Source organism: Streptomyces sp. AC555_RSS877, assembly GCF_019049245.1.
Taxonomy (GTDB): Bacteria; Actinomycetota; Actinomycetes; order Streptomycetales; family Streptomycetaceae; genus Streptomyces.
In genome coordinates this window covers 14,301-28,304 of sequence record NZ_JAGMUK010000033.1, presented here as the reverse complement: position 1 = coordinate 28,304, position 14,004 = coordinate 14,301, and the positions used below count along the sequence as shown (strand labels likewise).

Genomic DNA, 14,004 nt, shown 5'->3' with positions numbered 1-14,004 from the left:
CTGCCTTCTGCTTTGATCAAACGGAATCGGCGGGCAGTGTCTTCCCCGGCTGGAATGCTCAGACACGGCCTTCCCCCGGACTGGCTGGAATTCGCCTGTCCAGAGCTGGCTCAACGGCCCGCGTGTGCTGCACCGTGGTCCGAGTCCCGGCGACGCTGGACGGTCATGCGGAGAGTCTTGGGCCGCACGGTGGCACGCGCCACCGGCTGTACGGTCTGGCCTGGAGCGAGAGTGAACCGCACTGCTCTGACGATCGTCGCGATGGCAGTGACGAGCTCGGTCAGCGCGAAACGGTCACCTATGCACTTGTGCTTGCCCGCGCCGAACGGAAGGAACGCTGGCGGAGGGCTGCTGTCCTTCCACCGATCCGGATCGAAGCTGAGCGGGTCGGGGAACAGCTCGGGGTCGCGGTGCAAGGCGTGTTGGCAGTAGGCCAACTCGGTGCCCGCCGGCAGCGTCCACTGGCCGATGCGGGTCTCCTCTGTCGTACGGCGGGTCACGAGCCAACCTGTGTGGTGCAGCCTCAGGGCTTCGTTGATGACCCGTTGCAAATAGGGCAGACGGCCGATGTCGTCGAAGGTCACCGGCCGCCCGCCGAGGACGTCGCCGAGTTCGGCCTGCACCCGTTCCTCGATGCCGGGATCACGGGCGAGCTCATACAGCACCCACGACAGCACCGAGGCGGTCGTCTCGGTACCGGCCACAGCCAGGGTGAGGATCTCCGAGCAGACCTGATGCCCGGTCAGCGGCCGGCCGGTCTCCTCGTCCTCGGCCCGCAACAGCATTGAGAGCATGTCCCCGGTGTCGTGCCCGGAGGCCTGCAGCTCGGCGACGGCCGTGCTGATGGTGGCGCGTACCGCCTCGCGAGCCTGGTCGAAGCGGCGGTTGAAGGGCAGTGGTAAGCGTTCGACCCAGTCGGGCAGCATGATGCGGGCGCCGACGCCGTTCATCACCACGGACAGATCCCGGCGCAACCGGCGGAAGGTGGCCTCGTCGAGGCTCCCGGAGAAGACCGTTTTGGAGAGCATGTCCAGGGAGAGACCGACCATCGCCTCACGTACGTCGAGGCTCTGGCCGGACTTCCAGTTGGCGACCGTTGCGGCCGCCTCGTCGCGCATGAGGTCGACGTAGCGGGCGATGTTGGTGTGGGTGAACGCGGGCTGCAGCTGGCGGCGCTTGCGTACATGGGTCTGGCCGGCAGCGGTCACCACGCTGTCGCCCAGGAGCTGGCCCATCTTCTCGAAGAATCGGCCCTTGTCGAGGCTGGGCCCGAGGTCGACGAGCATCGTCTTGATCAGGGCCGGGTCCTGGACGATCACCGTTCGGGTTCCTGGCTGCAGGGTGATCTCGACGAGGGGGCCGTAGGAGTCGCGGAGCGAGGAGATGAACGCGAGATTGTCACGCACGAGTTGAGGCGCATGGCCCAGAAGCGGAAATGATCCTGCCGCCCTGGGTATGGGGGGAGGCGCTGCGAGCGTCACGGGGGCATGCTCCCTTCAGGGCAATCACGGGCGCATACATCAATTCCCTTCTGAGGTCCCACCGCAATCTGCGCCTGGGCGTGTTCTTTGCCACGGGGCCATCGACCGGAGGATGCCGGACGCTCATGGTCAGCCGGGCCGGGCAGGGCGCGTGCCTGCGCGTTGCACCCTTGTATGTCGTACTCGACACATGCTCTACTGATTGCATGTCAACTCCTAGGCTGACAAAGCCAACCATCGCAGTGCTGGAGGTGCTGCTCTCAGCCACAAGCGACGCCCCTGCGTGGGGTCTGAGCATCTGCGCAAGCGCGGATCTCGGCTCGGGGACCGTCTACCCCATCCTTGATCGCCTGGCGGAGCGAGGATGGATCGTGAGCCGTGAAGAGGTAGGCCCACATCCGGGGCGGCCGCCACGTCGCTACTACGAGCTCACCGGCGCTGGCCGCGCGGAAGCACGCGCCGCTCTCGAAGCCCGGCGAGAAGCGCGCCAACGGCGGTTCGGTCTGGGATACGCGGGAGGCAGCCCGTGGTAACGAGCGAGCAGCGGCGCCGCGGCCTGGCCCACGAAAAATACCTGCGTCAGCAACAACGGCGCCTACAGGCGCGGCGAGCCGCCCGATTCCGCAATGCGGGTGCTCTGCTTGGGCTCAGCTTCAGCCTCGGCATGGCCCTGACGGAGGGGCTACGGCCGTACGCCCCCCTCGGGGTCGTGCCCCAACTCCTGCTCTACATATTCAAATACGCGACAGGGCCCCGTGCCCAGCAGTGGTGGATGGACGCAGCGGTCTACACAGCGGGTCCTCGCCGATCCCACCTTCGGGAGGACTGGCGCGCGGTTCTCGCCGGTTCACCTGAGGATGGGCTGGAAGTGCCGCCGAGAGGTAGGCGTCGCCTCCTGGCAGGCTTCGTGGTAGCCGCCATCCGTATGCGAGTCTCCGACATCGCCCGACCGATATGGCGGCCGGTCGACTGGCTCCTGGCGACCGAGCAGCGCACGAATACTGCCATGGCGGCCGTCGTAGGTGGGCAGGCGATCTACATCGTCGGTGACGGTGGTCTAGGTGCTCTGGCGACCGAGATCTGGGAACCCTGTGCAATCCTCAGCGGCGCGTTGTTCGTGCTCGCGCGATGGTTGCGCCGGCTGCGTGGGATCGAACTGGCCCCTGTCGATCGAACGGACACGACTGGAGAGGAATAGAGCCACCGAGCGAGCCCCTTGCTGCGCACGTCGCGGCGAAGGGCTCCCCACCTCCAGCGCCGGCCCTTGCACGCCGCAGCTAGTGGCACCTTGTGGCCCGCTCCTTTCTCTGTCGAGCAGCAGCGAGCAATGAGCGCCTCAGGCGAGGCGCTTGAGCGCCTCGGCCACGAGGGGATGGGACAAGTGCATAGCAATGCGCACCTGTCGGGCGCGCTCCAGAGTGGGAGGCGTGTCTTCACGGGGCGCCTCGTCCGGTCCGAGCGGCTCCGGCAGTGCCGATGCACTCAGGTCGTCGCGCCGCTGCCGCGCGTACTGGATCACGGCGGCGGTCTGGAGTGCTTTGGCGTCCAAGTCCTTCGCATCGGGTCGGCTCCGGGCGAGGGCCGTGACGGCTTCGGCGGGAGCCGTACTCATCCAGGGACGCAGACTGTACGTAGCGTCGAGAATCTCCGCGAGGAGGTCGGAGAGCGCGTATCGGCGATTCCACCACGTCATGCTGGGCGCGGCGGCGCCGTAGACGTCCGGGGCAGTGACGGTCTCCCAAAGCGCGAGCAGGGCTTCATGGTCCGCGCGCTCAGCAGCGCGTGCCGCGAGCGCAGGTTTTGCCAGGCCATAGCTGGCAACGAGTGCGCTGGTACTGCTGGCACCCGAGCCGACAGCGGCCAGAAAGTCGAGCGCGTGGTCCCCATGCGCCGCCGCGATGACGGCCGTGGCGGTGCAGGCCACGTAGGCAAGGTCCAAGCCGACAGCAAGCGCGAACAGGCGCAGGCTCTCGGCGAGTTCAGGACGCCCGGGAAGGGCGATAACGCCGTCCGGGCCACGGCACTGACGCACCGTGGCGACGATCCCGAGGACCAGGGCGGCTAGATACACCATCTGAAGCGCGAACGCTGCCGGCACGTGGGCATAAGAAGTGGCGAACGACAACGGCCGGGCCGGACCGCTCAGGTCGGCCCACCAGAACAGGACGGCCATCGCGGCGATCGCCGATCCGTACATCGGCGCCCATACCGCAACTGCACGGCGCAGCGCGTGCGAGGAACGTCGGCGGGGATGCCACAGGAACGTCAGCGCGTGGGCATGCCCCACGCACACAAGTATGGCGATGCTGACCAGCAGCGAAGGCAGGCTTGGAGATCCGGCCGAGGCACCGACCAGGCGGTAGACGGCCGGCGCGGACAGCAGGTAGACCACGGACGCGCACAGCAGCACGGACGCTGTGATCCGCAAGGTCGTGTCACGGTCGCTGCGGGCGGCCACTGTTTTAGCGGTGCCCACGGTGAAGCACACCGTAAAGATCGCCAGATTGACCGCAGTGAGGACGGCTTCGAGCACCGGCGTCAGATGCCCGTACGGCGGTGCGCAAATGACGAGGTGATGGCGCCGGTGCCGTCCGAGTCCTCGTCCAGCGGAATCATCTGCAGCATCTGCCGGGCGAACACCTCGGCCGGGTCATGGCCATGGTTGTGCTCACCGCGCATCTTCACCGGCCTGCGCTGCGCGATCACCTCACGGACCAACTCGGGAGACAGGGCGCCCAGCATGTGGGGAAGGCTGTCCACGTCGAATACCGAATGATCGCCGAAGGCGGATGCCGTCCTCTTCGGCTGCCGAAGTCCCCACCGCTCAAGCGGCCCAATCACAAACTGCCGCCACAAGCGGGCGAGGGGACCGGGCCCCACGAAGTCCTCAATCAAGTGCCACAGCTCATGAAGCGTGATCAACAGGCGGTGCAGGGGTTCGGCTGCAGCATTGACGACGATGGTGTCCCTGTCCTCGCCGAAACATGTCAGGCCCGTTGCCGTCACCGGCAGCGTGACGACCTGAATGTCGATCGGCTGACCGCGCAGACGCTCGATGTGGCTGATCATCGACGGCAGCCCCAGATCGGGGCGCAGACCCAGCTTCGTGGCGACCCGGACAACCCGCCTGCGGGTCCAGCCCTTCACGATCGCCTCACGCACACGGGCATGTGCCGTACCAGGCCGACGGGAGCCGGCCATGCGGCTGAGGGAATACGGCGACGGCGCGTTCATGAGGGCTCAGCGGCCCGCGATCTCAGCGGCGGACGATATCGCCGCGGCGACATCCTGGAGGTCAGCCGCCCGGGCGGCAGTGCTGCTCATCGGCCGGTACACGCTCCCATGTCCCCTCGTGGCAGGCCGTACATGCATGGTCACTGACGTACTCACGGAGAGTACCAGCGCCCGCAGTTTAAGAACGGCGGCCAGCGAAGCTCCACCGTCCACATCAAGACAGAGCCGAATCGGCGTCCGTCACCATGGGCGCCCTTCACGGTCGCAGCCCTCGCTTGCCACAACAGGCGCCCGTGAGCGGCCGATGCCGTGGCCATCATGTTCACGATTGTTGACTGTTCGGTAGATGGTGCACCAAGATCTGGAATCGCAGGGCATCGCGCGTGTGGCATTCGCGCGCGCCCTCCCTGAGACCTCCTCCTCACGATCGCGCGCGGCCGCCGCGGCGGCCGCGCTGCCGTGGGTTCACATTCCTTCAGGAAATCGGTGCCGCGATGACCTACCCGCCTCATGCCCGCCAGAACGACGGCGCTGCCCCTTTACCGCCTCCCCACCCCGCACACATCGAGCGTGTCCGTCTGACCAGTGACGACATGGTGGAAGAGCTCGGCGATCTGTACGGCAAGTGGCGGGCTGAGCACGGGCCAGTCGTGCCGGTCGAGCTGGACGGCGGGGTCCCAGCCTGGCTGCTGATCGGACACCGGGCGATCCAGGACGTCTGCCGCAGCGAGGCCACCTTCACCTCGGACTCCCGGCATTGGCACGAGCTCCGGGAAGGCCGCGTGCCCGCCAACTGGCCGCTGCTGCCGCAGATCGCCTTCCAGGAAGGCAATGCACGGTTCTTGAGCGGCGGGCCGCACCGCCGACTGCGAGGCCTCCTTACGTCCGGTCTCAACCAAGTCGACCCGGCTGGGACCCGCCGATTCGTGGAGTGGGTCGCGGACCGCCTGATCGACCGGTTTGCCTACGCAGGCCGAGCCGACATCGTCGCTGACTATGCCGCGCCGCTGCCGCTACTGATCATGCTCCGTCTGGTAGGGCTGCCCCACGAGGCGGGTGAGAACCTGCTGCCCGCCATCTTCCGGCTCCTGGAAGGCGGCGCCGAGGCCCAGCCCGCCAATGAAAAGATCAACGCAATGCTCGACCAGCTCGTGGCGGCGCGTCGTGAACAGCCCGAGCGAGATCTGGTCTCCTGGCTGATCCATGGGCCCTTGGAAGCAGGTCCGCCGCTTAACGATGTAGAGGTACGCAACCTGGCGTGGCTGACTGTCATGGCGGGGGCTGGCGGGACGACCGGCTGGATCTCCAACGTCATGGAACAGTTCGTCCGCGGCCAGGACCTGCATTCGCTGTACCTGAGCGGCAGGGCCTCCATCGCCGAAATCATGAACGAGACGCACCGCACGAATCCCGCAGTGCAGAACGTCATGGGTAGATTCCCTTTGCGGGACCTGTCGGCCGGTGAGATGGGCAAGTACCCGATCCCGCGCGGCGCTCTGCTCGTGCTCGGACTGGCCGGCGCCAACGCCGACCCCGAGGCCACCGGCGGCGACGCAGCAGGCGCCCACCACCTCAGCAACGAGTACCACTTCGCGTTCGGCGCGGGGCCCCACGAATGCCCCTCGGCTGCCCAGAGGCTGGCCCACATCATCACCCAGAGCGCGATCGAGCGCTTCCTAGTCCGCTCCAGGGGCCCAAAACTCGAGGACGCTGATGCTGTGCGCTGGGGCGGGTCGGTCATCGTGAGGCAACTGCAGAGCATGCGCGTCACGTTCACACCCGGGGAAGCTGCGGCGCGCCCCGACGCCGCTGGCCCGGCGCTGGGGGAGGCTTCCCGCAGCGCCCACTCCCTGTTCCCGCCTCGAATGCGCACCCTGCTGACAGCACGAGCTGACCACTGAGCTGTGTCCGGCAGTTCCTGTCTCGCACGGTCAAGTTCGCGACAGGAACTGCCGGACTGTCGCCTAGCTCTAAGCCGTCGTCCTCGCAGCGAGGTGGACCGGGACTCGGGCCGGGGCGTTGCTCGACAGCGACGCAATCTCCTCGAGTGCATCCAAGGGCTCAGCGGGGGTGACGGTGAACCGCTCGAACAGCGCGGGTAGCGCGATGCTGGCCTCCAGACGCGCCAGCGGAGCACCGAGGCAGTGGTGCGCGCCGTATCCGAAGGCGCGGTGCTGGTTCGCGTCGGCCCGGTCGGCGATGAACGCGTGAGGGTGGGGGAACACCTCGTCGTCACGGCCGATCGCAGCCGTATAGATCATGACGGCTTCGCCCGCACGGATCGTCACTCCTGCGACGCTCACGTCGCTCGCCGCGTAGAGGAACATCGTGGTCGCGGCGGGGGCATCCATGCGCAGTCCCTCTTCCACTACGCCGGGCCAGGGATTCTCCCCAAGGTGGCCGTCCAGGATCCGGGTGAGCTGATCCGGGGACTGCAGCAGGCGCCGGACCACGTTCGACAGCAGATTTTGTGTGGTCTCCTGACCTGCGATCAACATCAGGAACAGGCTGCCTGCCAGTTCCGCTTCGGAGATGTTGCCGGCGTCGAATTCGGCGATGAGCGCGGTGGTGAGATCCTCGCCCGGCTCCGCACGCTTGGCAGCGATCAGCTGTGCCATAAGACCGAAGATCGAGGCCTGTGCGCCAAGCCGCTGGTCGGGAGGGGTCGTGCTGCTCAGCAGCAGGCGCGTGTCGACGGCGAGCTGTCGTCGCACTGCCGGGTCGTCGACGCCGTACAGCTCGCAGATCACCGTGACCGGCAGTTGGAAGGCGTACGTGCTGCGCAGATCCGCCACCGTACCGGGATCGGCGGCCGCCAGGGCGTCGAGGAGGTCACGGACGATCTCCTCGATCCGCGGGCGCAGGTCTTTGACCCGGCGGGCGGTGAAGGCGCGCTGGATCGGCTGGCGCAGTCGGGTGTGGTCGACGTCGTCCATGATGAGCATCGTGGGGGTGGTGAGGATCTGCAGCAGGGGCGTTGAAGCCGGTATGCGGCCCTCCGTGTACGCCCGCCAGTACGCGGGGCTCTTCTTCATCTCCGGATGCGTCAGCAGCAGATCGGCGATGGTTTGCCGCGTCACTGCCCATGCCACCACCTCGTCAAATACTTCCACCGGGACGATCGGCCCGATCTCCTGGAGCGCTTGTCCCTCACCGGTGAAGTCGCTGCCGTGGGGGTCGAGGCGATAGAGAGGCCGGTCGAGTGCCAACTCGTGGGGGGCGGGGACGGGGTTGGTGAGCTGGGGCTCGGTGAGTTCCACGCAGGGCCTCCGAAGGCAGATTGAACAGGAGCCCGGCGAGGGCTGGGCTCGGTTGGGGTAAAACGACGTGCAGTGCGGCGGGGGCCCGCACGACGAATCGGCCAGCTCGCAAGGGGCAGCGCTGGTGCTGGTCTCCCAAGGACGCATCGGCGGACAGATGTCTGGAAGAGTGGGGCGAAGTCATCGCACCGTTTCCTGTCGAGAAAGGGAAACTTGCGGGCAGCGCGGCCGCGGCCGTGTGTGATCTCTACGGGGCGATCCTGAAGCACCAATCGTTAAAGTGTCAATAATTGTGAACGTTTTGGACTGTAGGTGCTTAGAATCCGTTCAGGGTCTCGCCTGAGCATTCCTGCACGGTCACAAGCCAACCCCTGCATGTATCCATCGATCCGCAGCCGTTGGCAATCAACCGCTCCAGCCCCCGGCATACGCTGCCGCCATGGGATTGGACCTCACCCTGCGCATGGTGGACTGGCAACGGCTGCGTGAGATACCCGCCGAGGAACGCATCCGAACGCTGGACGAGGCGACCTGGCCGACGGGTCTCGACGACGAGTCCTACAGCACGTATGGCTTGGCTGACGGCTGGGTATGGCCCCCGGACCAGGACCCGGCGTGGTGCGCCGAGTACCGCTTCTTCAGCACCAGTGGCTCCTACAAACCGCATTCACGCGCAGGCAATGCTTGGGGCGACATGCGGATGTTCGCCGATGAATCCCTGCGCGTTCCGATGGACCGCTTCTTGAACGGCCTGATCTGGGACGAGGAACCGGACGAGAACCTCACGCTGACCGGCAGCGCGGGATTCTTCCCGCCCGCCGACCGCTGGCGACCCCATCTGCTCCTCGTCTGCCCGCCGGAGGCGGCACGCCTCAAGGCACGCGCCTGGGAGCTGGTGGCGCCTCATCTGGAGCAACTGCGTGGACCCTTCGCCGCGGAGTGCGAGGGCTGGGCCGGCCGGCCGGACACCTTCGAAGAGTTCACCACGCTCGTCCTCGAATGGGGTGATGTAGTAACAGAGACCGCTGGCCGCGGCTTTGGCCTGGTCGGCTTGCCGTAGGAACCCACACCCAACGCGCCCCGCCGTAAGCGCTTGACGCGGCAACGGCTCGGCCGTGCTGGGGATGCCCGTGGACGACGTGGACTCTGTACCGGTACCGGTGGTCACTTGGCTTTGTTCACCGGTTTCGGTTCTGGCACAACTTTCGTGAAGTCGAGCCGCTCCTTGGCGCCAAAGGCCGGTAGTCCCAGTGAACCGGCAGGTCAGCGGCTTCTCGGACGCGGGCACGTACTCGGCCGACACAGCTTCACGGATGTTGTGCCAGAGCCCGAGAAGTGACAGCACCCGCGCACGCCGACGAGAATGTTGCCGCTCCAGGCGGACCCTCCGAGCTACTGAATGCTCCAGCGGTGCGGATGGCCAGTATCAGTGGAGCAAGCGAAGACGCTGAGCTCGCCGGAGCGACCCACGGTGACCTCGGTGGGGGTTGCGGACCGAAAGGCGGGCAGGTCTCGGTCCTAACGGCCAGCCGTCGGCGTGGCCGTCGGGTGCCACTCGCGGCGGAGGAGGCCGAAGACCCAGGAGTCGGATACGTCGCCGTTGACGACGCAGTCCTCGCGGAGGGTGCCTTCGCGAACGAAGCCGAGCTTCTCCAGGACCCGGGCGGACGCCACGTTGCGGGTGTCGGTCTCGGCCTGGACGCGGTTCAGGTCCAGGGTGTCGAACGCCCACCGCAGGACGGCATGGGCGGTCTCCGCGGCGTAGCCGTGGCCCCACGCGGCGGCGTCGAAGACGTAGCCCAGGGACGCGCTGCGGAAGTCCGGGTTCCAGCTGGTCAGGCCGCACCAGCCGATAAACGCGCCGTCGGAGACGCGGTCGACGGCCACCCGCGCTCCCGTGCCTTCCTCCTCGATCGTCCGGCAGGTCGCGAGGAAGCGCTGGGCGCGGGCCGGTTCGGTCCACGGCGGGGAGTCCCAGTAACGCAGCACGTGGGCGCTGCTGTGCAGCGCGTAGAGCGGCGCCGCGTCGGCGTCGGCGAACGGCCGCAGTCGCAGGCGGGCGGTGTGCAGCTCGGGGGTGGGCAATGTCATGCGGAGCATCCTGCCGCGTCACGCTCGCCCCCGACCATCCGTTTATCCGGACGGTCGGGGCGCGTACGTCCCCGGTGACGCCGGACGCGCCGCATGGGCGGTGAGTCCGCAGTACCGTCCCGGCATGGCGAGCAAACGGCGGCCGTACTGGCGCGCCCTCGGGACGCCGACCAGCCTCGTCCCGTACCGGACCCCGGACGGATGGAGGTACGCCGTCCACTTCACCGGCCTGGCCGACATCGCCGACGGCACTCTCGCTGGTCCTCCGCACTCGTCCGAGCCGGACATCGCGCAGGCGGCCCTGGTTCAGAAGGCGGAGGAACTCCCCCACCGCCGGCTCGACGTCCTCCGGCACGCACCCGATCAACCGAACTGGCGGACCGGCACGGTCACCGTCGCAGGGCCGCTTCCACCTGCCTGAAGCCGGCGCACCAATGCGATCAGGGCACCAGACCCGACGGCGCCGGCCATCGCACCCAGCAGCAACCTCTCCGTGCCAGTGCTGCTGTCGAAACCCGGGTTCTGGCACAGATCTTGGGGAGCAGTCGCAGAGCGTCACCTCGCTGTTCGATCGTGAGGGGCCGGGTCGAGTGATGCTGCGGCCGTCATCTCAGGTGATTTTGAACCGTTGAGGCCCGGTCGTCGCTCATTGCGGTGTAGACGGTCACAATCGAGGCGGCAGCTTCAACTTCGGCCGGTCCAACGATCCGTAGCCACGCGAGCTCGCAGAGTCCGTCGAACCGCCGGACACGGGCAGCGGTGTCCGCAGGCCATGGGTGCGGGAGCACCGGGAGGTGGATCAAGGAGATCTCATCGATGAAGCTACCGGCGATCTGCGGGGGCTTGTCGACCGAGACGTGGTGGAGATTGGAGAGGGAGATTACTACGTCCGGCTTCCACGGCCCCTCCCTGAGGGTGATCTCCAGGGAGTCTTCCTCGGCGAAGGCGTCGAACGAGATGCGACTGATGGTCGCATGCTGAGAGTGTGCGTGCGGCGTTGGTGCATCGATTCTTGAAGGCGTCTCGCTCCTCAGTCATATCCGTCACAGCGAGAGGCTACGAGCCCCAGTGGCCTGCGTCGAGCGGGTTGGCTGGACCAGCCACTGGTACGGGACGATGAGGGTCATTGAAGCAGGATCATCTTGGGGAGAAGTTCGAATCCGGCTCGGCCGTAGAGCTGTCTCTTGATCTTCTTGATGCGGTTCACGGCTCCCTCGATGCTGCCGGAACTCCGGTTCTGGCACAACTTTCGTGAAGTCGAGCCGATCCTTGGCGCCAAAGGCCGGTAGTCCCAGTGAACCGGCAGGTCAGCGGCTTCTCGGACGCGGGCACGTACTCGGCCGACACAGCTTTTGTGCCAGAGCCGGTTCTCGCGGACAGAGCCAGTCACTGGTATCCCTTCTGCAGCCGTAGGGCCGACGGGGTGGTGGTGGCGTGCTGGGCGAGGAAGTCGCTCACACGGGCCAGTTGGCCGGTGGCGCTGGCGGTGAGCTGGCCAAGCGGCGCGGCGCCGGCCATGGCGAGGGCGGCGTGCTCGAGTGCTGCCGTCTGGCGGGGACGGGCGTAGTGGGCGAAGACGTCGTCGAGGTGCGGGCCGGTGATCCGGACGGGGCCGACGCGGCGGCCTGTGACTGTGAGCGTCATGTAGTGCTCGAAGCGGTCCAGGGTGGCGACGACGTCAGGTCCGGGGTCATCGCCCCATTCCGCAGTGATCGGAGCGATGGCGGACTGCGATCCGGCGGTGGACGCGAGAGTGGAGGCGTTCTGGACCAGGGAGAGACGCACTTGGAGGGGCAGGCGGGCCAGCAACTGAGTCATGCCGTGGACGTGGACCTTGTACTTGCGGAAGTCCTCGAACATCGAAGCGATCGTCTCTGCGGCCGCACCGGTCAAGGTGATCAACTCGTCGAAGTACGGGCGGAACGGCACCCGCTGGGCTTCGGGGGTATCGCGACGGGAGCGCACGGCACGCAGCAGGTCCCGGGCGAGCAGTGCGGTGATCAGCCGGTCGGTGGGCCCGTTTCCGCCTGGGCACACCCACACGATCATCTTCGAGTCCATCGCGGCGCGGATGTTGTAGCGGCCGGCGGGCTGGCCGAGGAAGGCGCGGGTGACGGGGTTGGAGGCGAGGCGGGCGATCGGGTTGAGGATGACGGCGAAGGAGTCCGGTGGCAGGGTCGGGAACACCGTCTGCCACCAGGAGCGCGTCTCATCGTCCAGGCGCCCCTGAACCCCGGCGAGCGCCGCAGCGCGGAAGTCCGGATCGGTGAGCAGCGCCCGCACATGGAAGATCGTGGCCTGGTCCTCGGGGCGCCCGGCCTGGCAGGCGGCCTCGTTGACGGCCACCAGCACCGCCAGGGCGGCGGTGAGGATGGTCAGCGCGCGCGGTGCGCTGGCGTCCTCCCAGCCGAGGGCGGACGCGAAGGCGTCCACGGTGGCCTCGACGACCTCGTGCGCCACCTGGCCCTGGTGCATGCCGAGCGGGTTCCATGAACTCACCTGCGGAGCAGGACCATGGGCGTTGAGGTCGACGAGCGCGATCCGGTCCATCAGCGCGTCGTGTGCCAAAAACGGCAGGGCGCGGGGCCAGGAGTCGCGGTGCGGGTCGACGAACATCAGCCCGCCTCCGGCATGGGCCCAGCCGATCGCCTGCGCGAGGGCGCGTTCGGTCTTGCCGCCGCCCGCCTTGCCCACGCCGACCTCGAACAGCGTCTCCTTGGCGTAGCTGGCGACCAGGCGCCGTCGGCCGTCGGGGGCGCGGTAGATGCCCTGCAGCAGCAGCTCGGGGTTGTTGAACTCGAACGTCGGCAGGTCTCCTGCGAGCAGGGGCAGCCGGCAGTGCACCGTGGGTGGCTTGAGCAGGCCGAGCAACTCCTCCAACCTGACCCAGTTCGGGCGGGGCGGCTGGCAGTGCCCCCACGTCCAGCGGCGCTCGAAGCTGCGGCGGCTGGGCCAGCGGTCCGCCCCGAACCGCCACGGGCCGATCTGCCATCCGCGCATCGCCCACCGTGAGCTGCCACCGAACACGTCGAGCGCGGCCTGGAGCTGGCCGAGCCGGGCCTGAGCTCGGCCTTCGGTGTTCGACGCGCACATCACCAGCAGTTGCACGCGCACCAGATGGTCGTCATCGGCGAGCTTGCCCAAAGCCTCCGCGGGCTCCACCCGGCGAGGGACGGGCGGCATGACCAGTCGACGCCCGCCCGCGTGCTGCTTGCCGCTGACCAACTGCTGGAGCTGCCAGGCGAGTGAGTCCTCGATGCCGGTGGCGTCCTGGCGTACCCACCGGGCCGCCCGCTGGGCCTCGCGCCGCTCCCTGCGGCGGGCGTCCGACATCAGCTGCAGACGGCGAGCCCGCAGCGCCCACTTGGGGGCCCGCTGGATGTCGAGCCGTATCTCCGCCAGATCCCCAAGCTCCGCCCGCAGATCGGAGACGGCATCGATCAGCGGCTGCAACGGGTCCGGGTCCAGCGGAACGTCCCGCAGCGGGGCCGTGGGCTTGCCGCGCAGAACGAACTCCGCCCGCACCATGTGATCACGCGGCTGATCGGAGAGGGGACGAGCCCGGTTCACCGTGACGGACGGACCGAACGGCGTGATCGACAGCAGGCGTTCACCACCGGCGGGACCCTCGATCCGGTAGCGCAGCGGGCTGGAGCCGTCCGCACGCAGCCGGATCTGCACCGCCTTCGTCCGGCGCGGCGCCCACCACGGCATGCTCGTCGAGGCCCGGGCGAGCTGGACCCCGCGGCGGAAGATCTCCTCCAGGCCAGGGTCGAAACGCCGCGACGGCACGAGCTCCAACGCCATCCGCTCGGCCGAAGCCTTCCGTGCCAGGCGGCGCACTACCAGCTCGCTCGCCGCCCAGGCGATGACGGCGACGGCCGCAGGCACCCACCAGTAGGTGATCATCCAGCCGACTGTGTGGATGACGCCGGTGA

At 67.7% G+C, this 14,004-nt stretch carries 11 protein-coding genes and 1 pseudogene; 6 read left to right on the top strand and 6 right to left on the bottom strand.

Features of this window, described 5'->3' with window-relative positions; translation table 11 throughout:
- Positions 1–110: 110 nt before the first annotated feature.
- The gene (locus tag KUM49_RS15695; RefSeq protein ID WP_217237460.1) at positions 111–1,481 is read right to left on the bottom strand and encodes a cytochrome P450; all 1,371 of its coding nucleotides are present in this window, start codon (positions 1,479–1,481) and stop codon (positions 111–113) included.
- On the opposite strand from KUM49_RS15695, the gene KUM49_RS50200 reads away from it, so the two are divergent.
- From KUM49_RS50200 to KUM49_RS15685, 3 genes and pseudogenes are all read left to right on the top strand, one after another.
- Complete coding sequence (locus KUM49_RS50200) at positions 1,436–2,014, top strand: helix-turn-helix transcriptional regulator (protein ID WP_308406634.1); 579 nt, start codon at positions 1,436–1,438, stop codon at positions 2,012–2,014. The two genes, KUM49_RS15695 and KUM49_RS50200, sit on opposite strands and share 46 nt — an antisense overlap.
- Positions 2,008–2,154 (top strand): annotated as a pseudogene (locus tag KUM49_RS50690) (peptidylprolyl isomerase); the annotation flags it as partial. The gene KUM49_RS50200 and the pseudogene KUM49_RS50690, both read left to right, overlap by 7 nt.
- Entirely contained in the window at positions 2,146–2,679 is a 534-nt protein-coding gene (locus KUM49_RS15685; protein WP_217237458.1) for a hypothetical protein, read from the top strand. The pseudogene KUM49_RS50690 and the gene KUM49_RS15685, both read left to right, overlap by 9 nt.
- Positions 2,680–2,817: 138 nt before the next feature.
- Here KUM49_RS15685 and KUM49_RS15680 read toward each other — a convergent pair whose 3' ends face one another.
- Both KUM49_RS15680 and KUM49_RS15675 read right to left on the bottom strand, forming a co-directional pair.
- A complete protein-coding gene (locus tag KUM49_RS15680) occupies positions 2,818–4,014 on the bottom strand; it encodes a hypothetical protein (protein ID WP_217237457.1) in 1,197 nt (398 codons plus the stop codon).
- A gap of 5 nt (positions 4,015–4,019) precedes the next feature.
- Entirely contained in the window at positions 4,020–4,643 is a 624-nt protein-coding gene (locus tag KUM49_RS15675; RefSeq protein ID WP_217237456.1) for a hypothetical protein, read from the bottom strand.
- Positions 4,644–5,308: 665 nt separating this feature from the next.
- Here KUM49_RS15675 and KUM49_RS15670 point away from each other — a divergent pair.
- Positions 5,309–6,616, top strand: a complete 1,308-nt coding sequence (locus KUM49_RS15670) for a cytochrome P450 (RefSeq protein ID WP_217237455.1) — start codon at positions 5,309–5,311, stop codon at positions 6,614–6,616.
- A gap of 69 nt (positions 6,617–6,685) precedes the next feature.
- Here the strand turns inward: KUM49_RS15670 and KUM49_RS15665 are convergent, their stop codons facing one another.
- Positions 6,686–7,924, bottom strand: coding sequence for a cytochrome P450 (locus tag KUM49_RS15665; protein ID WP_217237454.1), 1,239 nt, complete (start codon positions 7,922–7,924; stop codon positions 6,686–6,688).
- Between the two features lie 490 nt (positions 7,925–8,414).
- Between KUM49_RS15665 and KUM49_RS15660 the strand changes: the two genes are divergently transcribed.
- Positions 8,415–9,035 (top strand): hypothetical protein, encoded by a 621-nt coding sequence (locus KUM49_RS15660; protein ID WP_217237453.1) that lies wholly within the window; start codon positions 8,415–8,417, stop codon positions 9,033–9,035.
- A 458-nt stretch (positions 9,036–9,493) separates the two neighbouring features.
- Here KUM49_RS15660 and KUM49_RS15655 read toward each other — a convergent pair whose 3' ends face one another.
- A complete protein-coding gene (locus KUM49_RS15655) occupies positions 9,494–10,066 on the bottom strand; it encodes a GNAT family N-acetyltransferase (protein WP_217237452.1) in 573 nt (190 codons plus the stop codon).
- 124 nt (positions 10,067–10,190) lie between these two features.
- Between KUM49_RS15655 and KUM49_RS15650 the strand changes: the two genes are divergently transcribed.
- Entirely contained in the window at positions 10,191–10,487 is a 297-nt protein-coding gene (locus KUM49_RS15650; RefSeq protein ID WP_217237451.1) for a hypothetical protein, read from the top strand.
- Between the two features lie 965 nt (positions 10,488–11,452).
- Here KUM49_RS15650 and KUM49_RS15645 read toward each other — a convergent pair.
- Positions 11,453–13,975, bottom strand: a complete 2,523-nt coding sequence (locus tag KUM49_RS15645; protein WP_254401321.1) for an ATP/GTP-binding protein — start codon at positions 13,973–13,975, stop codon at positions 11,453–11,455.
- Between the last annotated feature and the right edge of the window lie 29 nt (positions 13,976–14,004).